The organism is Salipiger sp. D13 (genome assembly GCF_003703915.1).
GTDB classification, from domain to species: Bacteria; Pseudomonadota; Alphaproteobacteria; order Rhodobacterales; family Rhodobacteraceae; genus Salipiger; species Salipiger profundus.
Genome location: NZ_ML112590.1, coordinates 56,232 through 78,680 on the forward strand (window position 1 = coordinate 56,232; position 22,449 = coordinate 78,680).

20 protein-coding genes and 1 pseudogene are annotated in these 22,449 nt (G+C 67.4%); 11 read left to right on the forward strand and 10 right to left on the reverse strand.

Features of this window, described 5'->3' with window-relative positions; all coding sequences use genetic code 11:
• Positions 1-2: 2 nt before the first annotated feature.
• From D6860_RS00260 to D6860_RS00275, 4 genes are all read left to right on the forward strand, one after another.
• A complete protein-coding gene (locus D6860_RS00260) occupies positions 3-746 on the forward strand; it encodes an SDR family NAD(P)-dependent oxidoreductase (protein WP_076624649.1) in 744 nt (247 codons plus the stop codon).
• 12 nt (positions 747-758) lie between these two features.
• Positions 759-1,967, forward strand: a complete 1,209-nt coding sequence (locus tag D6860_RS00265; RefSeq protein WP_076624648.1) for an acyl-CoA dehydrogenase family protein — start codon at positions 759-761, stop codon at positions 1,965-1,967.
• Positions 1,964-2,995, forward strand: coding sequence for a phosphotransferase family protein (locus D6860_RS00270; protein ID WP_076624647.1), 1,032 nt, complete (start codon positions 1,964-1,966; stop codon positions 2,993-2,995). The genes D6860_RS00265 and D6860_RS00270 overlap by 4 nt, the downstream gene beginning before the upstream one ends.
• A 76-nt stretch (positions 2,996-3,071) precedes the next feature.
• Positions 3,072-3,710: a TetR/AcrR family transcriptional regulator gene (locus D6860_RS00275; protein ID WP_017469298.1), complete on the forward strand. Its 639-nt coding sequence runs from the start codon at positions 3,072-3,074 to the stop codon at positions 3,708-3,710.
• A 339-nt stretch (positions 3,711-4,049) separates the two neighbouring features.
• On the opposite strand, the gene D6860_RS00280 is transcribed toward D6860_RS00275, so the two are convergent.
• The 7 genes and pseudogenes from D6860_RS00280 to D6860_RS00305 all read right to left on the reverse strand — a co-directional run bounded on the left by D6860_RS00280 (position 4,050) and on the right by D6860_RS00305 (position 12,100).
• On the reverse strand, positions 4,050-5,597 hold the full coding sequence (locus tag D6860_RS00280) for a sugar ABC transporter ATP-binding protein (protein ID WP_017466897.1): 1,548 nt from the start codon (positions 5,595-5,597) through the stop codon (positions 4,050-4,052).
• A complete protein-coding gene (locus D6860_RS00285; protein WP_017466898.1) occupies positions 5,594-6,676 on the reverse strand; it encodes an SMP-30/gluconolactonase/LRE family protein in 1,083 nt (360 codons plus the stop codon). Before D6860_RS00285 ends, D6860_RS00280 begins: the two co-directional genes overlap by 4 nt.
• Complete coding sequence (locus tag D6860_RS00290) at positions 6,676-8,784, reverse strand: ABC transporter permease (protein ID WP_017466899.1); 2,109 nt, start codon at positions 8,782-8,784, stop codon at positions 6,676-6,678. Before D6860_RS00290 ends, D6860_RS00285 begins: the two co-directional genes overlap by 1 nt.
• 15 nt (positions 8,785-8,799) lie before the next feature.
• Entirely contained in the window at positions 8,800-9,798 is a 999-nt protein-coding gene (locus D6860_RS00295) for a sugar ABC transporter substrate-binding protein (RefSeq protein ID WP_076624646.1), read from the reverse strand.
• Between the two features lie 112 nt (positions 9,799-9,910).
• Positions 9,911-10,402, reverse strand: coding sequence for a sugar ABC transporter substrate-binding protein (locus tag D6860_RS25935; protein WP_371683184.1), 492 nt, complete (start codon positions 10,400-10,402; stop codon positions 9,911-9,913).
• A gap of 24 nt (positions 10,403-10,426) precedes the next feature.
• Positions 10,427-11,041: pseudogene (locus D6860_RS25940) on the reverse strand (sugar ABC transporter substrate-binding protein); the annotation flags it as partial.
• 51 nt (positions 11,042-11,092) lie between these two features.
• Entirely contained in the window at positions 11,093-12,100 is a 1,008-nt protein-coding gene (locus D6860_RS00305; protein ID WP_076624644.1) for an ABC transporter permease, read from the reverse strand.
• 202 nt (positions 12,101-12,302) lie between these two features.
• Between D6860_RS00305 and D6860_RS00310 the strand changes: the two genes are divergently transcribed.
• Genes D6860_RS00310 through D6860_RS00320 form a run of 3 tightly spaced genes read left to right on the forward strand, consistent with a single transcriptional unit; the run spans position 12,303 to position 14,708 of the window.
• The gene (locus D6860_RS00310) at positions 12,303-13,091 is read left to right on the forward strand and encodes an SDR family NAD(P)-dependent oxidoreductase (RefSeq protein ID WP_076624643.1); all 789 of its coding nucleotides are present in this window, start codon (positions 12,303-12,305) and stop codon (positions 13,089-13,091) included.
• Complete coding sequence (locus tag D6860_RS00315) at positions 13,078-13,902, forward strand: hotdog family protein (RefSeq protein ID WP_076624642.1); 825 nt, start codon at positions 13,078-13,080, stop codon at positions 13,900-13,902. Before D6860_RS00310 ends, D6860_RS00315 begins: the two co-directional genes overlap by 14 nt.
• Positions 13,899-14,708 (forward strand): shikimate dehydrogenase family protein, encoded by an 810-nt coding sequence (locus D6860_RS00320; protein WP_076624641.1) that lies wholly within the window; start codon positions 13,899-13,901, stop codon positions 14,706-14,708. Before D6860_RS00315 ends, D6860_RS00320 begins: the two co-directional genes overlap by 4 nt.
• 18 nt (positions 14,709-14,726) lie before the next feature.
• Here D6860_RS00320 and D6860_RS00325 read toward each other — a convergent pair whose 3' ends face one another.
• The 3 genes from D6860_RS00325 to D6860_RS00335 form a co-directional block, all read right to left on the reverse strand.
• Complete coding sequence (locus tag D6860_RS00325; RefSeq protein ID WP_017468283.1) at positions 14,727-15,857, reverse strand: zinc-binding dehydrogenase; 1,131 nt, start codon at positions 15,855-15,857, stop codon at positions 14,727-14,729.
• Between the two features lie 65 nt (positions 15,858-15,922).
• A complete protein-coding gene (locus tag D6860_RS00330; protein WP_076624640.1) occupies positions 15,923-16,690 on the reverse strand; it encodes an SDR family NAD(P)-dependent oxidoreductase in 768 nt (255 codons plus the stop codon).
• Between the two features lie 52 nt (positions 16,691-16,742).
• On the reverse strand, positions 16,743-17,873 hold the full coding sequence (locus D6860_RS00335; protein ID WP_076624639.1) for a C4-dicarboxylate TRAP transporter substrate-binding protein: 1,131 nt from the start codon (positions 17,871-17,873) through the stop codon (positions 16,743-16,745).
• Positions 17,874-18,291: 418 nt separating this feature from the next.
• On the opposite strand from D6860_RS00335, the gene D6860_RS00340 reads away from it, so the two are divergent.
• The 4 genes from D6860_RS00340 to D6860_RS00355 are packed head-to-tail and all read left to right on the forward strand — an operon-like array spanning position 18,292 to position 22,443.
• Positions 18,292-19,689, forward strand: coding sequence for an MmgE/PrpD family protein (locus tag D6860_RS00340; RefSeq protein ID WP_076624638.1), 1,398 nt, complete (start codon positions 18,292-18,294; stop codon positions 19,687-19,689).
• Positions 19,690-19,721: 32 nt separating this feature from the next.
• Positions 19,722-20,888: an NADH:flavin oxidoreductase/NADH oxidase gene (locus D6860_RS00345; RefSeq protein ID WP_076624637.1), complete on the forward strand. Its 1,167-nt coding sequence runs from the start codon at positions 19,722-19,724 to the stop codon at positions 20,886-20,888.
• 12 nt (positions 20,889-20,900) lie between these two features.
• Positions 20,901-21,692, forward strand: coding sequence for an SDR family NAD(P)-dependent oxidoreductase (locus tag D6860_RS00350; protein WP_017467798.1), 792 nt, complete (start codon positions 20,901-20,903; stop codon positions 21,690-21,692).
• A gap of 25 nt (positions 21,693-21,717) precedes the next feature.
• Positions 21,718-22,443, forward strand: coding sequence for an SDR family NAD(P)-dependent oxidoreductase (locus D6860_RS00355; RefSeq protein WP_076624636.1), 726 nt, complete (start codon positions 21,718-21,720; stop codon positions 22,441-22,443).
• Positions 22,444-22,449: the final 6 nt, after the last annotated feature.

The window sequence follows — 22,449 nt, forward strand, 5'->3', positions numbered from 1 at the left end:
CCATGACCGACCTGACCGGCAAGCGTGCCATCGTCACCGGGGCGTCCGGTGGCCTTGGCCTCCACTTCGCGAAGATCCTCGCGGCGGCGGGCGCTGAGGTGACCCTCGCCGCGCGGCGCAAGGAAAAGCTCGAGGCCGCCGTGGCCGAGATCGAGGGCGCGGGCGGAAAGGCCCATGCCGTCTCGCTCGACGTGACCGACCACGAGAGCGTTGCCGCGGCCTTTGGCGCCGAAGCCTACGACATCGTCATCAACAACGCCGGCGTGACCGTCGACGGGCCGGCCCTGAAGACCTCGGAAGAGGACTGGGGCCGCGTGATCGACACCGACCTGACCGGCGTCTTCCGGGTCGCGCAAGCCGCGGCGCGTGCGTTGACCGCTGCCGGCAAGGGTGGCAGCATCGTCAACATCGCCTCGATCCTAGGGCTGCGGGTGGCAGGCAACCTGGCCGCCTATGCCACCGCCAAGGCGGGCGTCGTGCAGATGTCGAAGAGCCTCGCTCTGGAGTGGGCGCGGCACGGCATCCGGGTCAACGCGCTGTGTCCCGGCTACATCGAGACCGACCTCAACCGCGACTTCTTCGCCTCCGACGCGGGACAGGCGCTCATCAAGCGCGTGCCGCAGCGGCGCCTCGGGCAGATGTCGGAACTCGACGGACCGCTGCTGCTGCTCGCCTCGGACGCCGGCAGCTTCATGACCGGCTCCGAGATCGCCGTCGACGGCGGCCATCTCGTTTCCTCGCTTTAAGGACAAAGACCCATGGACTTCACCATATCCCCGAAGATCGAGGACTACCGCGCCCGCATCGCGCGCTTCGTCGAGGACGAGCTTCTGCCACTCGAGGCGGACCGCGCGAACTACGACCCGCACGAGAACATCCGCAAGGACGTGCTGAACGAGATGCGGGCCAAGGCGAAAGCGCAGGGCCTGTGGTGCCTCCAGCTGAAAGAAGAGACCGGCGGGCAGGAACTCGGCATCCAGGGCATGGCCGTCTGCTACGAGGAGATGAACCGTTCGATCTTCGGCCCGGTCGTCTTCAACGCCGCGGCGCCCGATGACGGCAACATGCAGGTGCTCGAGAAGGTCGGCACGGAAAAGCAGAAGGAAGAGTGGCTGCAGCCCATCGTGCGCGGTGACGTGCAGTCGGCCTTCGTGATGACCGAACCGGCGCCGGGCTCGGGCTCGGACCCGGGCGGCATGATGCTGACCACCGCGAAGAAGGACGGCGACAAGTACGTCGTGCGCGGCCGCAAGTGGTTCATCACCGGGGCAGAGGAGTCCGAGCACTTCATCCTCATCGCGCGCACCTCGGACGATCCGCGCAAGGGGCTCTCGGCCTTTCTGCACAAGAAGGACACGCCCGGTTTCCGGATCGAGCGCCGCATCCCGATCATGGGCCCCGAGGAACACGGCGGTCACTGCGAGGTGGTCTACGAAGACATGGAAATCCCCGCCGAGAACCTGCTGATGAACGAGGGCGACGGGCTGAAGCTCACGCAGATCCGCCTTGGACCCGCGCGCCTGACGCACTGCATGCGCTGGCTGGGCCTGTCGAAGCGCTGCGTCGAGATCGCGAGCGAATACGCCCACAACCGTTTTGCCTTCGGCGAGCGGCTGTCGAAGCGCGAGAGCGTGCAGATGATGATGGGCGACATCGCGATGCAGATCGAGATCGGTCGCATGCTGGTGATGAAGGCCGCCTGGGCGCTCGACCAGGGCAGCTTCGCCCGCAAGGAAGTGTCGATGGCCAAGGTCCATGTCGCCAACGTGCTGCACAAGGCCGCCGACACCGCCATCCAGATCAACGGCGCCCGCGGCTACTCCAAGGACGCGCCGCTGGAATGGATCTACCGTTACGCCCGGCAGGCGCGTCTCGTGGACGGCGCCGACGAGGTTCACAAGATGGTCCTTCACCGCAACGTCGAGAAGGAAGGCCGCGACTTCTGGAAATGGGACGTGGGCGCATGAGTGGCGACATCGATTTCGACGCCGGGGCGCTGCGCCGGTTCCTCGACGACCGCTTCGGCCCGCAGGACAGCTTCGCGCTCGACCGGATCTCGGGCGGGCAGTCGAACCCGACCTACTTCGTGACCCACGGTTCGCGCGACATGGTGCTGCGCAAGCAGCCCAACGGTCCGATCCTGCGCGGTGCCCACGCGGTCGACCGCGAGTACCGGGTCCTCGACGCGCTGCACCCGACCGGTGTCCCGGTGCCGAAGCCGGTGCTCTATCACGAGGATGCGGCACTGCTCGGCACACCCTTCTACCTGATGGAGCGGGTCGAGGGCCGGGTCTTCGCCGATGGGGCTTTGCAGGATGCCGACCCCTCGGAGCGCCAAGCGCTCTGGATGGCGCTCGCCGATGCCATGGCACAGATGCACCAGGTGCGGCCCGACGCGGTGGGGCTCGGCGACTTCGGCAAGCCGGGCAACTACTTCGAACGGCAGATCGGTCGCTGGGGCCGCCAGTGGGAGGCCAGCGAGACCGGCGACATCCCCGAACTCGACCGCCTGCTCGCCTGGCTCAAGGACAACCTGCCGGAAGACGACGGCGCGGTGAGCCTCGCGCATGGCGACTACCGCATGGGCAACGTGCTGTTCCATCCGACCGAGCCGCGCGTGGTCGCGATCCTCGACTGGGAGCTGTCGACCCTCGGCCATCCGCTGGCGGACCTCGGCTACTGCTGCATGGCCTGGCACACCGCGCCCGAGGAATACGGCGGCATTCTTGGCCTCGACCTCGCCGCCGAGGGCCTTCCGGACGAGGAGACCTTCGTCGCCCGCTACATGGATAAGATGCCGGACAGCGCGCCGCTGCTGACCTTCCACAAGGCGTTCTCTCTCTTCCGCTTCGCGGTCATCTGGGTCGGCATCGCCGACAGGGCCCGCCAGGGCAACGCGGCCGGCAGCAGCGGGACCGACGCGGCCGCGCTCGCGCGCCGTTTCGCCATTCGCGGCGTCGAAGTGATCGAAGGGTCTCACGCCGCGTCGGCGTGACCCTGCAACGGAGGAGCGGGCGTTGACGAAAGCGCAGCCGGTGGCACAAATGGTTTCCGGGACGGGAGATCACTGCATGGAAGAACTCGAACGGCGCGTCGCGCGCATCCGGACCTCGATCTCCAAGGGGCGCGACGACCTTGTCGCGGACAACCGCCTGAAGATCGTCGAGACGGCGACGCGCCTGTTCCGCGCCGACGGCTATCACCGCACCGCCATCGGCGACATCGCCCGCGCCCTCGGCGTCAGCCAGGGCAACATCTACCAGTACGTCGAGAAGAAGGACGATATCCTCATCCTGATCCTCTACAGTGCGGTGGAGGACTACAAGAGCCAGCTCTTCGTGCTCGAGACCGAGCCGCTCGCGCCGCTCGACATGCTGCGGCGCGCCATCGAGACCTACTACGCGATCCTCGACCGGCACCACGAGAAGACCACGGTGATCTACCACCAGATCTTCCACCTCACCCGGGAGGACCGCAAGCTCTTCGGCCAGGTCGAGGCCGAGGTCACCGCGCTGTTCCAGCGGCTGCTGGACGCGGTCGTAGCCAGCGAGGATTGCATCGAGACAGATACCTTCGTGCTGGCCTACGACATCGTCTCGCTCGGCCACATGTGGGCCCTGAAATACCGGCGGTTCGATGGCCACACGACGCTGGAAGGCTACACGCGCACCCAGACCGATTTCATGCTCCGCATCCTCGGGCTGCACTGACTCCCGGCCGCCAGGCCTCTGCCTTGCAGGCCCGTCGCCGCGGCAACCGCGCCACGCCCGGCCCTTCTTCTCTTTGAAAATACCGCGGGGGAGCCGCAGGCGGGGGCAGAGCCCCCACCTCTGCCCTTGCCAGCAGCCGAAACGGTAGAACGCGTTGCTCGAGGGGGCCACACCCGCTGCCCGAACCTCCCGAAAAGGAAAACCGCCGGTCGGGCCCGCTCTCCGGAGGAGAGCCCGCGCGAGGGAGAAGACGCGCGGAGGGAGCGGGCCGTTCCGGCGGCCGACCCCGGCGCCCGGAGGAGTAGAGCGCGCCGGGGGTATCGCCGTGTACGTCGCCGCCTAGTGGACGGCGGCGTACATGATCTTGGCCTCGGTGGCGTCCGCGGCGCGCATCTCCTCGACGATCTGACCCTGCCGCGCGACGAGGATGCGATCAGAGACCGAGAGAATCTCGGGCAGGTAGCTCGAGATCATCGCCACGGTGATGCCGCTGTCGGCGAGCTGGTTGATGAAACCATGGATCTCGGCGATCGAGCCCACGTCGACCCCGCGCGTCGGCTCGTCCAGGATCACGAGGCGCGGCTTCTGCACGAGGCTCTTGGCGATCACCACCTTCTGCTGGTTGCCGCCCGACAGTTCGTTGACCTGCGCACCGGTGTCGATGGCGCGGATGTTGAGCGACGTCGTCCACTCCTCCGCGAGCTTGCGCATCCGGGACATCGACATGACGGTGAAGGGGTTGCGGCCCATCGCCAGGTCCCCGAGGTAGATGTTCTCGGCGATCGACATCGTGTCGAAGAAGCCGTCGGCCTTGCGATCCTCGGTGACGTAGACGATCCCGTCCATGACCGCCTGCCGCGGCACCCGGTAGCGCACCGGGCGACCTTCGAACTTGATCTCGCCGCCGTGGAAGATGTTGCGCTTGAAGGCGCCGGCGACGACCTTCATCATTTCCGTCCGACCGGCACCGACCAGGCCGAAAATTCCGGTCACCTGGCCCTCGTAGAGCGTGAACGACGTGTTGCGCACGGCCTCGCCCATCGACAGGTTCGACACGCTCAGGAGCTTGCGCCCGGCGTGACGGTTGTTCTCGGGTTTCGCGTGCTCGCCGCCGTAGAGTTCTTCGCTGAGACTGCGGCCGACCATGGCGTTCACGATGCTCTCGCGGGTGAAATCCGCGGCGGGGCCGTTCGCCACGAGCTCGCCGTCGCGCAGGACAGTGATCGTGTCGGCGTATTCCAGCGCCTCTTCCAGCGCGTGGCTGATGAAGAAGATCGCCGTGCCCTGCGCCTTGAGCCGCTCGAGCAGGCCGAAGAAATGGTGCTTCTCCTCGGGAGTCAGCGTCGCGGTCGGCTCGTCGAAGATGATGATCTTGGCCTTGTGGTGAACCGCGCGGGCGACCTCGACCATCTGTCGCTGCGCCGCGTTGAGCGAGCTGACGACCGCGCGCGGATCGATGCGGAAGTTCATCGACAGCAGGAACTGCTGCGCCTCGATGTAGAAGCCGCGCAGCCGGTTGAGCAGCTTTTCCTGCCCGAGGTAGATGTTCTGCGCCACGGTCATCGAGTTCACGAGGCTGGTTTCCTGGAACACCATGGCGATGCCCGCATCGAGCGCGTCGGCGGGCGAGTGCAGCACGATTTCCTCGCCGTCGAGGATGATCTTGCCGGAGGTGTAGGTGTGCACGCCTGCCAGCGCCTTCATCAACGTCGACTTGCCTGCGCCGTTCTCGCCCAGCAGCGCGTGAACCTGGCCACGGTCGATCGACAGGCTGACGTCACGGTTGGCCGGAACGCCCTTGAACTCCTTGGTCGCGTTGCGGATTTCCAGAAGGACCGGGTCCTTGCCCTTGTTCTCGGGCACCTTGATCTCGCTGAATTCGGTCATGCGAACATGTCTCCTTCCTCTGCGGGCAGGACAAGCGCCGCGCCGCCGCCGCGCGCGCCGACCAGCAGCGCGCCGTTCCATTGCGCCACCGAGGTGGTGCCGTGCATCTGCCCGTTGGCGCGGCTGTGCCACGAGAAGGCCGGAACGAGCTCGGGGCTCAGATGCGCCACGAGACCGTAGCTGCGGGCGGGCGACCAGGGCTTGAGGATGCCCATCTGGATCACGCCGCCACCCTGAAGCGGTTCGAGGAAGGACTGTCGGCTGCGCAGGCTCGGCGCCATCCAGTGCTCGGGGTCGATCTCGTTCATCATGCGTTTGCGGAAGCGGTTCTCCTGAAGGATGAACTCGAGCAGCTGGTTGCGCGGAGCGAAGAGCGACAGCAGGAAATCGCCCGATGCCATCCGCCGGATGCGGCAGGGATAGGCCGACAGGTCTGCAAGGGCCTCTGTTGGCGTGCCGCCCTCCGCCGGGATCGTGACCAGCCGGCACTTCCATGCCTCGCTGACCACCAGCGTGCCGTCTTCCTTGACCGCGACACCGGCGGGCCAGGCGAGTCCCGAGGCGAGGCACGCGCTCTTGCCCGAGACCACGTCGATGCGCCAGACACTGCCCGAGCGCCCCTTGCCGACAAGATCGTGCTTCCAGTCCGACGGCAGCCGGCTGTCGGATCCGACGGTCACCACCAGCGTCGTCGCGTCGGTGAAGACCGCGTCGGTCGGGCAGGCGAGCTCGCCGAAGGTCTTGCCGTGGTGGCTGCCGCCGACCAGTTCGATGCCCTTGCCCTCGAGCCCGACCGCGAGCGTGCCATCCGCCGCCGCCGCGAGGCAGGTGACGGGGGCGCTCATCTCGTGGGCGGGCAGGGGGCCCGTGTCCGATACGCGGTAGACCGTGCTGCCCGACGAGCAGTAGAGCCCGTCCGGCGCGGCACAGAGATTGTCGAGGTCCTCGAGCCGGAACCGGACCTCGGCTGTCTCGAGCAGCTCGTTCGGGTGCCAGGGTCCGTCCATCGACGGGACGGAGGTGCTGTACTGGTTGCGCCCGAAGAAGGCGTCCATCCTGTTGCGTACGAAGCCGAGCATCACGCGTTCCCCCAGTAGTCCTTCATCGCGGTCCAGTCGGGGTCGGCCCCCGGGATGCGATACTTGCCGATGCGGTTGTTGTGCACGCCACCGAGGTAGAGATACCCCTTGTGTTCGCGCATCGAGGTGATCGATGAGTGGTTGCGCCCCTCGGCGTCCCAGATCGTGTCCAGCACCTCGCCCTTCTCGTTGATCTTGATGACGCAGCCGACGTTGATGTTGGCGTAGAGGTAGTTGGCGGGCGACACCCGGAGTGTCATGCGGCGGCGCCACGCCGGTTCGGTCATCGCCATGTCGAGAAGCGGCGTGCGCATCCCGAAGAGCGCGACCCAGTAGTTGCCGTCGCTCGCGCGGTTGATGTTGTCGGGGTATCCCGGCAGGTTCTCGCAGACCGGCTCGACCGTGCCCTTCTTGGGGCCGTCGTAGTAGTAGCGCGAGATGCGGCAGGCCCAGGTCTCGTTGAAGAGCAGCGACTCCCCGTCCTTGAGACAGACGATGCCGTTCGGAAAGATGCGGTTGCGCAGAACGGTCTTCGTGGTCTTCGTCTTCGGGTCGTAGCAGATCAGGCGCCCGTTGCCGCGGCTCTCGATGGCATCCTGCGCCCAGCTGTCCATGCCGTAGCGCACCGTCGCCTCCGAGAAGAAGATCCTCCCGTCGGGGGCGATGTCCATGTCGTCGGGCAGGCGCAGATGGCTGTCGTCGATGATCGACAGCGGGTTGCGCGGCGTCTCGTCGGTCAGTTTCACGACCTCGCGCTCAGGCGTGACCATGTAGAGCCCCATGCCGCCCACGCAGCCGATGAGGTTGCCGTGCCGGTCAAAGTTGCAGCCGAGGAAATGCCCGCCGGTATGGGCGTAGACCTCCCAGGTCTTGTGATCCGGCCCGTGGAACTTGATGACGTCGCCGAAGCGGTTGCCCGCGTAGAGGTTGCCGTCGGCATCGAGGACCACGTCTTCCGGACCCTCGATCTCGCCCAGCCCGATGACCTCGACGTCCTTGAGCTTGTCGTTGATCTCGAAGGGCGAACCGGGTCCGACCTGGGGGCGCTTGCCCAGCTCGAACCAGGTGGGCGAGATGTAGGAGCTCTGCAGCAGCTTGTGGCGGTTCTTGACCCAGCGCACGTCGAGGAAGGCCGCAAGCAGCAGGATCAGGCCGAGGATCATCGCCGCGGTCGGGCCCTGCACGCCGCGCAGCAGCAGACCGTTCTGGACGATCAGCACGACGATGGCGCCCATCAGGGCCTTCGACACCGAGCCGCGCCCGCCGCCGAGCGTCACGCCGCCCATGATCGCCGCCGTGACGACGCCGAGTTCGAGCCCGACGCCGGTGTCGGAACCGACGGAGTTCATCCGGGCCCCGTAGAGCACCGCCGCGAGACCGGTCAGCACGCCCGAGGACACGTAGGCCAGGAACACCACGGTGCGCACCTTGATGCCGGCGTTGAAGGCCGAGCGGCGCCCGCCGCCCACCGCGGAAAGCTGCCAGCCGAAGCGCGAGCGCGACAGCACCACGTGCACGCCCAGCATGATGATGCCGGCGATCCAGATGGCGTAGGGCAGGCCGAGGAACGTGTTGAAGCTCAGCGCGTCCCAGATCGCGCTATCGGACATGCCCATGACGATGGCGGTGCCCAGCTGGGGAAAGATCAGCTCGTAGATCGAGCGGAAGATGATGAGGGTGACCAGCGTGGTCAGGAAGGCGCGCAGCCGCAGGAAGCCGATGAGCACCCCGTTGATGGCGCCGCAAAAGGCCCCGACGCCGGCGGTGGCCAGCACCGACGTGCCGAGTGGCCAGCCCAGCACGTTGAGGCAGGTCATGATCGTGAGGATGCACAGGGCGAAGATCGACCCGATCGCGAGGTCGATCCCGCCCGAGATCATCACGACCGTCAGAGCGACGACGAGCAGCCCGAACTCGGCCAGCTGCCGCGACAGGTCCACGAGCCCATAGGCCGAGAACATCGAGGGCTGGAGCGCCATGAAGGTGCCGAGGGTCGCGATAAGCGCGATGAAGGGCACCGCGTTGTCGATCCACGGCTTGGACAGCACCTCGCCGAAAAGGTGATCGGGGACATGCCGGTAACGGAGTTTGGTAAGACTGTTCGCCATCACTACTTCAATCGGTCAGAGGATGTCTTCGGGTTCCCAGCAGGAACCTTCGGTCATGTTTTCGCGGGTGATGATGCGGTTCGGCGTGAAGAACCGACGGGTCTCGGCGCCCGCCTCCATCGGCGACTGCAACGCGTCCGAGATCACGACGTTGAGCGCGGTGCCCTGAAGCCGTGCGTCCCAGGCGATTTCCATGTCCCAGATGCCTTCGCGGATCTTCTCGCAGGCGGTCGAGGCGCCGGCCCCGGAGGTCACCACGAAGACCTGGTCGGACTTGCCCGCTTCCTTGATCGCGGCGCCGGTGCCGGTGTCCATGCTGTCCCAGACGCCGAAGCTGCCGCAGAGGTCGGGGTGCTGCTGCAGCACCGAGGCGGTGATCGACCGCGCCTTGGTCGGGTCGTAGGCCGCCGCCTGCTGCGAGACGATCTCGATGCCGCCGACCTCGTCGAGTGCCTGCTTGAAGCCGTTGATGAGATACATGTCGAGCGCACTCGTCGGCACACCCATGACGAACTGCACCTTGTTCGACGGGCCTTCGCCCGGCTTGCAGCGTTTCGCGATCTCGCGCCCGGCGATGTAGCCGATGCCGATCCAGTCCGCGCCGACGTAGTAGTCGGACGGCGTCATCGACTCCATGTTCAGCTGCACGACCTTGATGCCCTGCGACGTCGCCTGCCTGATGAGCCGGGCGTAGGATTGCACGTCGGGGTTCTGCAGCACGATCAGGTCGGGCCGCTCCGAGATCGCCGCCGAGATCGCGCGGGCGCCCACCTCGGTGTTGTAGGCCGGATCGCGGGTCTCGACGCTGTAGCCGAGCTCCTCGGCCTGGTTCTCGATCGCCCGGGCCCAGGCCAGCGTCGCGTCGGAGGTCATGTTCATCGGAACGTAGACCACCTTCTTGCCTTCGAGTTCGCCGCGATACTCGTTGCGCGAGGGGTTCTCGACCCCGCCTTCCTGCGCCATCGCGGGCAGCGCGAGGAGCGCGGCACATGCCGCGGTCATCAGTCTGTTCATCAATCGTCCTCCCTGGTGTCCGGCATCCTCCCGCCGGACGGTTGCTCGCCGGCACCTGCGGCCGGCCAGTCCTCGATCCGGGCCCGTCACCGGGCCCGGAGGGTCATCTGGCTCAGAGGATGTCCTCGGGCTGCCAGCAGGAGCCCTCGGTCATGTTCTCGCGGGTGATGATCCGGTTCGGCGTGAAGAAGCGCCGGGTCTCGGCGCCCGCCTCGGTCTCGGACTGCAGCGCGTCCGAGATCACCACGTTCAGTGCGGTGCCCTGAAGCCGTGCATCCCAGGCGATCTCCATGTCCCACAGGCCCTCGCGGATCTTCTCGCAGGCCGTGGCCGCGCCAGCGCCGGACGTCACCACGAACACCTGATCTTCCTTGCCGGCTTCCTTGATCGCGGCACCGGTGCCGGTGTCCATGCTGTCCCAGACGCCGAAGCTGCCGCAGAGGTCGGGGTGCTGCTGAAGCACCGATGCGGTGATCGACCGCGCCTTGGTCGGGTCGTAGGCCGCCGCCTGCTGCGAGACGATCTCGATGCCGCCGACCTCGTCAAGCGCCTGCTTGAAGCCGTTGATCATGTAGAGGTCGAGAGCCGAGGTCGGCACACCCATGACGAACTGCACCTTGTTCGACGNCGCCGCCTGCTGCGAGACGATCTCGATGCCGCCGACCTCGTCAAGCGCCTGCTTGAAGCCGTTGATCATGTAGAGGTCGAGAGCCGAGGTCGGCACACCCATGACGAACTGCACCTTGTTCGACGGGCCTTCGCCCGGCTTGCAGCGCTTGGCGATCTCCTGGCCGGCGCGGTAGCCGATGCCCACCCAGTCGGCCCCGACGTAGTAATCCGACGGCGTCATCGACTCCATGTTGAGCTGCACGACCTTGATGCCGCGGGAATTGGCCTGCTTGATGAGCCGGGCATAGGACTGCACGTCGGGGTTCTGCAGCACGATCAGGTCGGGCTGCTCGGGAATGGCCGCGGTCAGCGCCCGGGCGCCCACCTCGGTGTTGAAGCCAGCGTCGCGGATGTCGACGGTATACCCCAGATCCTCGGCCTGGTTGCGGATGGCCGTCGCCCAGGCGATGTTGGCGTCCGCGGTCATCGTCATCGGCACGAAGACCACGCGCTTGCCCTCGAGGGTGCTGCGATACTCGTTGCGCGAGGGGTTCTCGACGCCGCCCTCCTGCGCCGTTGCCGAGGCGGCCAGGCCGGCGAGTGCGAGACCTGCTGCGATCAGTGTTTTCTTCATGATGTCCTCCCTTGAAACATGGTGCCCCGCCCCCCGCGAGGCCGGCGCGGATCAGATGTCGCCTTGCTGCGAGGTCTGCTCGTCGCGCGGGTTGATGAGCGTGTCGGCGATCAGGGCCGCCAGAAGCACCAGGCCCTTGACGAGGTTCTGCTGCGTGTAGGTCAGGTTCATGATGGTCATGCCGGTGAACAGCGTTCCGACCAGCAGCACCCCGAAGATCACGTTGCGCACGCCGCCCTTGCCGCCCGACAGGCCGATGCCGCCAAGCACCACGACGAGCAGAAGTTCGTAGACCAGCGTCGAGTTGTAGAGGCGGATGTTGATGCCCGAGTTCGACGCCACGATGGCAAGCCCGGCGAGATAGGCGATGAGCGCGCTGATCACGTATTGCGCCACGATGACCGGGCGTACCGGCAGGCCCGCGAGCCGTGCCGCCGCAGGGTTCTCGCCGATGGCGTAGACGGTGCGGCCGAAACGGGTCTTCTTCAGCAGCAGGTGCAGCGCCAGCGCCATCGCTCCGAAGAAGTAGATGACATTCGGAACGCCGAAGGTCGCTCCGTAGCCAAGTGCCTCGAGCCAGGTGTTGTCGGCCGGCGCGAGGTGCAGGTCGTTGGTGAACAGGTAGGTGTTGCCGAAACCGAAGATCACCGCGGCCATCGCCAGCGTGGTAAAGATCGCCGGAATCTCCGCAAAGGCGATGATCGCCCCGATCGCCAGCCCCGAGGCCAGCGCGAAGCCAAGGCCCATCAGCCAGGCCCAGCCAAAGGAAATATCGGTCTGGGATGTGATCCTAAGCGCCCAGGAGGCCCCCACCACAAGCGTCGCCACCATCGCGAGGTCGACGCCGCGCCCGATGACCACGAGGCACATGCCGAGCGAGAGCATCCCCAGCACGGCCACGCTGCGCAGCAGGTTGATCATGTTCCCCGTCGACAGGAAATTGTCGAGGATCACCGAAAAGAACACCAGCAGAAGCGCTGTCAGTGCCAGCACGATCTGCTCCTGAACGGTCAGGCCGAGCCTCTGCCAACGGCTCTTGATAAACGAATTCTGGGTCATGTCTCCTCCACCTTGAGAGGAGCATCGTCGCTGAATGGTCATTCAGTCAACGCCACTCTGCCCAAGGCGCGGCCTCCATAGGGCACGCCCGATGCCGGTCATAGGACAAAGCCCATAGCGCCGGGGGCAGGGGCCGCGCAGGTCTATCGGGCGTGCCGGAAACATGGCTTTTCCGCGGACGGGAAAGACGGGAGGACTTCACATGGACGATAGCGGCGACCTGCACGGCAAGGTGGCGCTGGTGCTGGGCAGCACCGCGGGCGTGGGGCTCCGGACGGCCGAGCGCCTCGCCCGGGGCGGCGCCCATGTCATGCTCAACGGGCGCTCGGCTGCGCGCGGCGCCGAGGCGCTCGCCGGCCTGCGCGCGACCGGGGCCGACTGCGACTTCGCCGCCGGTGACCTGACCGATCCGGCCGCCCTGCAGGAGGTCATCGACGCGGCGCAGACCCGCTTCGGCGGCATCGACATGCTGGTCAGCGCCGGTGCGGAAAGCCGCATCGGTGTCCGGCCGTTCTCCGAGATCGCGCCCGAGGACATCGGGCCGGGGCTGCTCGACCGCTTCCTGCCGCGCATCCTGCCGGTCCGCCTCGCGCTGCCCGCGCTGAAGGCCCGGGGCGCGGGCAGCGTGGTGCTTCTGACCTCGGACGCGGCGCGGCATCCCACGCCGGGGGAAAGCATCGTCGGCGCGGCGGCGGCCGGGGTGCTGCTGGCAACGAAAGTGCTCGCGCGGGAGCTGTCGCGCGACCGAATCCGGGTCAACGCCGTGGCGATGACGATCACCTCGGACACGCCGACATGGGACCGCATCTTCTCTGGGGACGACTTCACCCGGAAGCTGTTCGAAAAGGCGGTGGGGCGGTTCCCCTCGGGCGCAGCCCCGACCGCATCGGAGGTGGCAGAGGTCGCGGCGTTTCTTGCCTCGCCCGCGTCCGGTCAGGTCACGGGACAGACGATCAGCGTGAACGGAGGGCTGAGCTTTGGCGGATGGTGACCTGAGCACGACCCATGGCACGGCGACCCTGCACGGGCGCGCCGAGTCCTGGGAATGCGACTTCAACGGGCACTGGAACACCCGGTTCTACTGCCGGTCCTTCGACATTGCCGCGGGGGTGGGCGCCGCGCTCGGCGGACGGAGCTCCGCGCCGGTCCGGCAGCGCCACATCCGCTTTCACGGCGAAATGCACGCGGCCGACCCGTTCGAGATTCGCTCGGGCGAGATCGCGGGGGACAGGACCGGCCACGTGATGCGCACCCATGGAGGCCGCATAGCGGCAACCGCACTGGATGACGTGCCGGGCACCGGGCTGGGCGCTCTGGCCGAAACGGTGGCGGCGCAGGTGCTGCCGCGCGGCCTTGCTGCGCCGCCCGCCGCCTGGCGTCCGGATCCGGCCCGCGACGTGATCGTCGAGCTCGGCCCGGTCGCGGCCGACGAGATGGACGGCGACGCGCTGGCCTTCGAGCCCTGCGTGGCGCGCCTCGCGGCGGCGTCGCACCACCACGCGATGTCCATCGGCTATACGCATGATTTCACGCAGGAAAGCGGTATCGGCAGGATGCTCGTCGAGATGAGCTACCTCGCCCTGGGCCCGACCGCGCCGGGCACCCTGCTGCGCGGCTCGTCGCGACTGACCCGGGCGCAGGGAAAATCCTATGTCACCGCGCACCTGATCCACGACCACCGGGGAACTCCGGTGGCACTCTTCGAGCTTTGTACGCTGGCGGTCGACATGTCCGCCCGCCGCGCCACCACCCTGCCGGATTTCGTCCTGCAGGCCGTCATTGAAGGGGAGCAAACACCATGACCATCAATCTCAACGGCCGGACGCGGCTCTATCCGCTGCTCGGCGATCCGATCATCTACGCCCGTTCGCCGGACTGGCTGAGCCATCACATGGCCAAGCGCGGGATGAACATGATCTCGCTGCCGATGCAGGTGCCCGAGGGTCAGCTCAAGACCGTGCTCGACGGGCTGGCCGCGACGGGCAACGTCGACGGGCTGAGCCTGACGATGCCGCACAAGGTCACCGGTTTCCAGTATTGCGCCACGGTGACCGAGACCTCGCGGATGCTCGGCGTGGTCGCCGCGATCCGTCGCAACAAGGACGGGTCCTGGCACGGGCACACGACCGACGGCGATGCCTTCGTGAAGGCGCAGATCGACAACGGCGCCACCATCGACGGCGCGAAGGTTCTGGTGCTGGGGGCCGGTGGCGCAGGCAGTGCCATCGTCATCTCGATGCTCGAACAGGGCGCCGCCGAGGTCGGGGTGTGCGATACCGACGGCAGCCGGTCGGAGAAGATCGTGGGCCTGCTCAAGGACAAGTGGGGCGAAAAGGTCTACGTGGCCGACAACGACCCCACCGGCTTCGACGTGATCAGCAACGCCACGCCGATGGGCATGGAAGAGGGAGACCCGTTGCCGCTCGACACCTCCAGGCTGACCCCGGAAATGTTCGTGGGCGACGTGGTGGCGGGCCATGGGGAAACCGCCTGGATCGCTGCCGCCGAGGCCGCCGGGTGCCGCACCGCAGACGGCGATGCGATGGTGGTCGCGGTCCTCGACGTGATGTGCGACTTCCTTGAGGATGCCTGGCAGGCCCAGGGGTAGGCCCCCGGGCCGGCGGGGTCAGCCGTGCGGCAGCAGGATCTGCCGGATGACCTCGCCCCGGTCCAGCCGGTCGAAGCCCTCGTTGATCTGGTCGAAGCCGAACTCCGCGCTCTTCAGGCGGTTCAGCTGCAGCGCGCCGTCGAGATACATGCGCTCGTAGACAGGGATGTCGCGCATCGCGATCCCGCCGCCCATGATCGAGCCGCGGATGGTCTTCTCGGTGAAGATCATGGCGGTCGGATCGAGCGGCCAGGTCTGCCCGCCCTTGGGGAGGCCGACGACGATCACCTCGCCGGTCTTGGCGGTCAGGGACCACGCGGAGGTCAGCGCCGGCATCGCGCCGGACACCTCGATCGCGACATCTACGCCACCACCGGTCAGGTCCATGACCTTCTGCACCAGCTCGGGATCGTCTGCACGCAGGCAGTCGGTGCAGCCGAGTTCCCTGGCGAGGTCGAACTTGGAGTCCAGCAGGTCGATCCCGATGATGCGCGAGGCACCCGAGGCCTTCGCGCCCATCACCGCGCTGAGGCCGACACCGCCAAGCCCGAAGACCGCCACATGCTGGCCCGGTCGGACCTGCGCCGTGTTGAGCACCGCGCCCACCCCGGTCGCCACCGCGCAGCCGAAGATCGCGGCCACGTCCCAGGGCACTGCCTTGTCGATCTTCACGAGGCAGTCGGGTGTCAGCACCGCGTATTGCGCAAAGGCCGAGATGCCGAAGTAATGCTTCACCGGTTCCCCGTTCAGGCGCATCTTCATGGCACCGTTAGGCAAGCGCCCCTCGGCGCGGGTCTGGGTCGCCGCATCGCAGAGTTGCGGCTTGCCCTTCAGACAGAACCGGCACACGCCGCAGCTTCCGCCGATGGTCATCACCACGTGGTCGCCGGGTTTCAGGTGCTGGACACCGGCGCCCACCTCCTGAACGATGCCCGCGCCCTCGTGTCCACCGACAAAGGGCAGGGGCCGGGCACGCTCACCCGCCATCGTGGTCAGGTCGGAATGGCACAGGCCCGCCGAGCGGATCTCGACCAGGACCTCGCCGGGACCGGGCCCTTCGAGGTCCACCTCTTCGATCACGTAGGGGGTGCTTTCGGCATAGGGCTTCGGCAGCCCCTGCGCGTGCAGCACGGCGGCTTTCATCTTCATGGCATGTCTCCGGATAGCATTGGGCCCCGGCCGTCCGCGCGGCCGGGGCAGGTGCAGGGCTGGCCTCAGAACGAGGCGGCGCCTGCGGTGATGCCGCCGTCCACGGGCATCATGATGCCGGTGACGTAGCTCGCATCGTCACTGAGCAGGAAGGAAATCACCGCGGCGATCTCCTCGGGCTGACCCTCGCGGCCGATGGGATGGGCCTTGCGGATCTTCTCGAGATTCTCGGGATCGGCGCGCATGCCGGCTGTCATCGCCGTGGCGATCATGCCCGGCGCGATGCCGTTGCAGCGGATGCCGTGCTGCGCCATCTCGATGGCCACGCCACGCGTCAGACCCACCACGCCGTGCTTCGAGGTGACATAGGCGAGGCGGTTCGGAACGGCCTCGACACCTGCCTGGGACGAGATATTGACGATCGAACCGGGGCGGTTGTGTTCGCGGGCGTAGCGGCAGAACGCCTGGCTGGTGTTGAACGAGCCCTCGATGTTCACGTCCATGTTGAGGTCCCAGACACCGTGCTCGGTGTCGAGGATGTTGCCGACACCGCGCACGCCGGCGCAGTTCACGACACCGTCGAGCCCGCCGAAGGTGGCAACCCCCTGCGCGGTCATCTCGTCGACCTTCGACTCGTCCGACACGTCGACCCCGACGGCAATCGCCCGGCCCTTGTCGACTCCGAGGTCGTCCAGCGTCTTCTGTGCCGCGTCGGCATCCAGGTCGACGGCCACCACGTTGGCGCCATCCTCGATCAGGCGGGCGACGGTGGCGGCACCGATGCCGCTTCCGGCGCCGGTGACGATGTAACTGCGTCCTGCAAGCTTGCTCACTTTGGTCTCCTTGGTCTGCACCCCCGGGCCGGGATGGCCCGGGGGATCTCGGTCACTCGACGGCGTATTCGGCCGGATCGAGCGTGTTGTAGATGTTGTCCATAAGCATCGCCGTGAGGGCATCCTCGTCGAACTTGTCGTCCATGCCGCCGATCAGCTCCTCCCACTTGGTGACGTAGGGCTGGAAGCGGGCAAAGAGCGCCTCGGGGTCCTCGATGCCGTAGGTGTCGCGTGCGACGCCGGCCATGTCGCCGACGCCGTTCTCGACCCACTCGGTAACCGCGGTCTGGATGCTTTCACCGGGCTGAACGACGGTATGGCCGTGTTCGGCAACCGCCTGGTCGAAGGAAAGCTGCTGCTGGTCCTCGTAGAGGATCTGCAGCCGCGCCTGCGCGCGGGCAGCCAGTTCGAAGACGGTGGCGCGGTCCTCGGTGTCGAGATCGGACCAGAACTCCCGGTTGATGAGGAAGAGCGGCGAGTTGTAGCTGCCGGTCCATTTCATGTCGGTGCTGAACTTGGCGACCTCGGCAAGGCTGTTGTCGACCGTCAGGTAGGACGGGAAGATGCCGGCGCAGTCGATCTGACCGGTCTGCAGCGCCTGGTAGATCTCGGGGGCGGGAATGTTCACCGCTACGCCGCCGAGGTCCGAGACGAGCTTGCCGATCAGCCCGAGCGAGCGGACCTTGAGCCCTTCCATCTGCGACAGCTCGGTGATCGGCTCCTTGGTGTTGCAGATGATCGGATAGGTCGGCGTCGAGAAGCCGCCCATGGGCACCACGCCGTGCTCGAGGAATTCTTCCTTCTGTGCGTCGTCGTGCATGACGAAATCGGTCCAGGCCGCCCCGATGGTCACAGGGTCGGACGAGATGAAGCCGAAACCCGCCAGCGCATTGGCGATCGGCACGTCCGAGGGCGTGTAGCCCGAGGTGTGGAAGCCCAGCTGCACCACGCCGTCGCCGATGCCGGTCAGATGCGACTTCGGCGGCATCAGCGCACCCGAGGAAAACACCTCGAACGTGATGTCGCCGTCGGTCTTCTGTTCCAGCTGGTCGGTGAACCAGCGCATCACCACCACAGTGGACTCGTTGTCCGGCAGCCAGGACGAGGCGCGGTAGGTCTCGGCCATGGCCGCGCCGGGAAGCGCCAGCACGCCTGCCATGAGCAGGCCCTTTAGGGTGTTCATTGTCGTCTCCTCCCTGATCGCCGCCCCGTAATGGGACAGCCCCTTGCAAGCGGTATGGCAGGCGGGGTCGTCTCCACTCGATCCGGTGTCCTGCCACGCACGGGCCGTCTCGCCGTTCGTCCTCCTCCGACGTCGGGCGCGGGCCGAATGTGCCGCGGCGGGACGGGCCAGCCGTCACTCGCGTCCAAAGCGTAAGCCGCAACGATGGATTTCAGAAAGCGTCCGCGACGGAGCATCGCCGCAGGCTATGGCGTCCAGAGCCGCCCCCTCTTGTCGGCCCCCGACCCTATGGCGGCTCAAGGCGGCAGGCACGTTGCAGGGGAGCGTCGGCCCGGTAGGCTTTCTCCCGGCGCGCAGGACGCGCCATGGGAGCATGCGGAGGACCGGCCACGCCGGGCATGCCCCCGGAGGAGATGACATGACCAAGCCCCGCGACCTGTCACTGGCGCTCGCCGAGTTCGCCGTGACCACACCCCGCGCCGCCATTCCGGACGCTGCAGCCGAGAAGGCCCGGATGAGCCTGCTCGACACGCTCGGTGTCTGCCTGGCCGCATCCGGGCTGGAACCGGCGGCGCGGGGCATGAACGCCATCGTGACCGAGCATGGCGGCAAGCCCGATTGCACGTTGCTCGGCTTCGGCGGTCGCGCCCCGGCGATGATGGCGGCGATGAACAACGGCGCGCTGGCGCATTGCCTGGACTACGATGACCAGACACCGTGGGGTCAGCATTGCTCGTCCTCCATCGTGCCCGCCGTGCTGGCCGTGGCCGAGCGGCAGGGGGGCGTATCCGGCGACGCACTGATCACGGCCATTGCCATCGGTCAGGACATCTTTGCCCGGCTGCGCCGCAACGTGGCATGGAAGAAGGACTGGAACCTTTCGACCGTGCTGGCAATCTACGGTGCCACCGCCGCCTGCGGTCGGGTGATGGGGTTCGACCAGGCGAAGATGCTGGCCGCGTTTGCCGCCGCCAGCCAGTCCTCGGCCGGGGTGATGGAGCTGGTCTCGGGCACCGGCAGCGACCTGCGCGCGGTCTACGCGGGCTTTTCAGCCAAGGGCGCAGTGCTGGCCGCGCTGCTGGCCGAGCAGGGGGCAAGCGGCCTCGAGACACTGTTCGAGGGGCACAACGGGGTGCTCCCCACCTATTTCGCCGGCCACGACCGCGAGGGAATACTCGCCGGCCTCGGCGCCGAGTTCATGGGGGCGGCCACCCTTTACAAGCGCTGGCCGGCGGTCGGCACGTCGCACAGCCACATGAAGGCCGCCATCGACATCATGGCGCAGAACGCGCTGGTGCCCGCGCAGATCGCGCGCATCCGCCTGTTCGTGGGGGATTTCCACATGCTGGGCTGCGAGCCGCTGGACAAGCGTCGCGCCCCCGAGACGCTGGTGGACGCCAAGTTCGCCATGCCGTTCCTGGTCGCCGCGGCGATCCTGCGGGGCGGCCTGAGCGTCGCGAATTTCAGCCCCGACGGGCTGCGCGACCCCGACGTCCGGGCGCTGGCAGGGAAGATCGAGCCGGTCGCCGACCCCGATCTCGACTGGACGATGGAGATGCCTCCGGGCCGGGTCGAGATCACTCTCGATGACGGCCGCAGCTTTACCGCCACCGGCACCCGCGTGCCGGGAAACGCCGACGCACCTCTTGGCTGGGATGGCGTGATCGCGAAGTTCCGCGAGTGCTGCGCCGTCGCCCACACGCCGCCCGATCCCGCTACCGTCACCCGCGTCGCGGAGATGGCCCAAGACCTCGATGGGATGAGCGACGCCACCGAAATCCTGCGCGTGCTGACCCGCGCGCCCGCCTGCGCGTGAGCGCGCCCGAACCCAAAGGAAAGGCCGAAGACATGTCCAAGCTTGCCCAATCCCTGAGCCTCCGCGGCGTCACGCTGCCGAACCGCGTCATGGTCTCGCCCATGTGCACCTATGGCACCTCCGGAGACGGCGTTGCCACGGACTGGCATTTCGCACACTACGGCCGGCTCGCCATGGGCGGTGCCGGCATGGTTATGCTCGAGGCGACCTCCATCGACCCGGTGGGGCGCCACAGCTACGCCGACCTCGGAATCTGGACCGACGAGCAGGCGGAGGCGCTGGGGCGCATCGCGGGGTTCATCAAGGCGCAGGGATCGGTCGCCGCGATCCAGCTTCAGCACGCCGGCCGCAAGTCCAGCGCGCGCCGGCCGTGGCACGGCGGTGCGCCGCTGACCGAAGAGGACATCGAGCTGCGCGGCGAACACCCCTGGCAGGCAGTCGGCCCCAGCCCGGTGGCCGTGGGCGAGGGCAAGCCGGTGCCCGCCGAGCTTTCGGCCGAGGATCTGCCGCGCATCGTTCAGATGTGGGTGGACGCCGCGAAGCGCGCGGTCGACGCCGGCTTCGACATCATCGAGGTGCATTCGGCGCATGGCTACCTGCTGAACCAGTTCCTGTCGCCGATCGCAAACCGCCGCAACGATGCATACGGCGGTGAGCTGGAGAACCGCATGCGCTTCCCGCTCGAGGTGATCTCGGCCGTGCGCGCGGTGATCCCGGAGGACAAGCCGCTGCTCGTGCGGATCAGCGCGGTCGACGGTGTCGACGAGGGCTGGACGCTGGAGGAATCGGTGATCTACGGCCAACGCCTGCGCGAGATCGGCGTGGACGCCATCGACTGCTCATCAGGCGGCATCGGTGGTGCGGCGACGATGAACCGGCTCGCCCGTTTCCCCGGCTTCCAGCTTCCGCTGAGCCAGGCGGTGCGCGAGAGCTCGGGGCTGCCGACCGTCGGCGTCGGCCTGATCTTCAAGCCGCAGCAGGCCGAGGATGCGCTCGAAGCCGGGCAGGCGGACATCATCGCCATCGGTCGCGAATGCCTGAACAACCCCAACTGGCCGGACATGGCGCTTACCGAGCTCGATCCGGCCCGGAGCTACGCGCACTGGCAGCCCGGCATCGGCTGGTGGCTGGAGAAGCGCGAGAGCATCATCCGCACCTACGAGGAAGAAATGGCCGCAGCGGAACGCGAGTCGGCCTGAAGGGAAAGCACAATGAGCAGGTTTGCAGGCAAGGTCGCGCTGATCACGGGCGCGGCGAACGGGCAGGGCGCGGAAGAAGCGCGACGGTTCGCGGCCGAGGGCGCCTCGGTCGTCGTGACCGACATCGACGAAGCGAACGGACAGAAGGTCGTCGACACGATCACCGAAGCGGGCGGGAAGGCCGCGTGGTGCCGCCACGACGCCGGAAGCGAGGCGGACTGGCAGGCGGCCATCGCGCTCGCCCGAGACCGTTTTGGCGGGCTCAACATCCTCGTCAACAACGCGGGCATCGTTCCCCGCACGACGATCGAGGAAACCTCGCTCGGTGCCTGGGAAAAGGCGATGGCGATCAACCTGACCGGACCGATGCTGGGCATGAAGCTGGCCGCGCCGCTGATGCGGGACAGCGGCGGTGGCGCGATCGTCAACGTGTCCTCGGCGGCGGGTCTGATGGCCCACTACGACGCCGCCTACACGGCCAGCAAATGGGGGCTGCGCGGGTTGTCGAAGACGGCCTCGGTGGAATTCGCGCCCTGGGGCATCCGGGTGAACTCGATCCACCCGGGCCAGATCGAGGGCACCGCGCTGTTTTCCAGCGCCTCGCCCGCATTGGCGCAGTCGCTGCGCGCCAGCATTCCGATGGAACGGGCGGGGACGCCGACGGAATGCGCCGACCTGGTGCTCTTCCTTTCGTCCGACGAGAGCAGTTTCATTACCGGCGCCGAGATCGCGATCGACGGCGGCTACAGCGCCGGATCGACCACTTTCATGCGCCAGCAGATGAAGAAATCGCTCGGCAGCTGAGCCGGGCACGACGGGAGGAGCAAAAATGACCGAAGGAAAACGGCTCGCGGGCCGGAAGATCGTGATCACCGGGGCAGCCTCTGGGATCGGAAAGGCCGTTGCGGAGCTGTTCATGTCCGAGGGCGCCTCGGTGGGGCTGCTCGACCTGGACGCCACGGGGGCCGCGGCCACGCTCGGAGAGAATTCCGGGGCGTCCGCCGGCGTCGACGTGACCGACGAGCGCTCGGTCGAGACCGCCGTCGGCGAGGTGGCCGAGGCCATGGGCGGCATCGACGGTGTCGTCAACGCCGCCGGGATCATGCTCACCGGCAAGCTGCTCGACATGCCGGTCGATGCGTGGCGCAAGCAGATCGACGTGAACCTCGACGGCACCTACCTGGTGATCCGGGCTTGCCTGCCGCATCTCCAGAAGGCCGAGGCCGCGACCGTGGTCAACATCGCGTCGGCGCAGGGGCTGCTGCCGAACGCGCCGGGCCTGTCGAGCTATGCCGCATCGAAGGGCGCGGTGGTGGCCGTCAGCCGGTCGCTCGCCGCCGAGCTTGCGCCGGCGATCCGCGTCAACAGCGTGTGCCCCGGCCTTGTCGATACTCCGATGGGGGCGCCCTACATGCAGAACAGCGGAAACTACGCGCTCGGCCGGCCGGCCGACCCGACGGAGATCGCCGAGTCGATCCTCTGGCTCAGCAGCCCGGCGTCGAGCTACGTCACCGGCGCCGCCCTCGCCGTGGATGGCGGGCGCTCGTTCCACTGAGACACC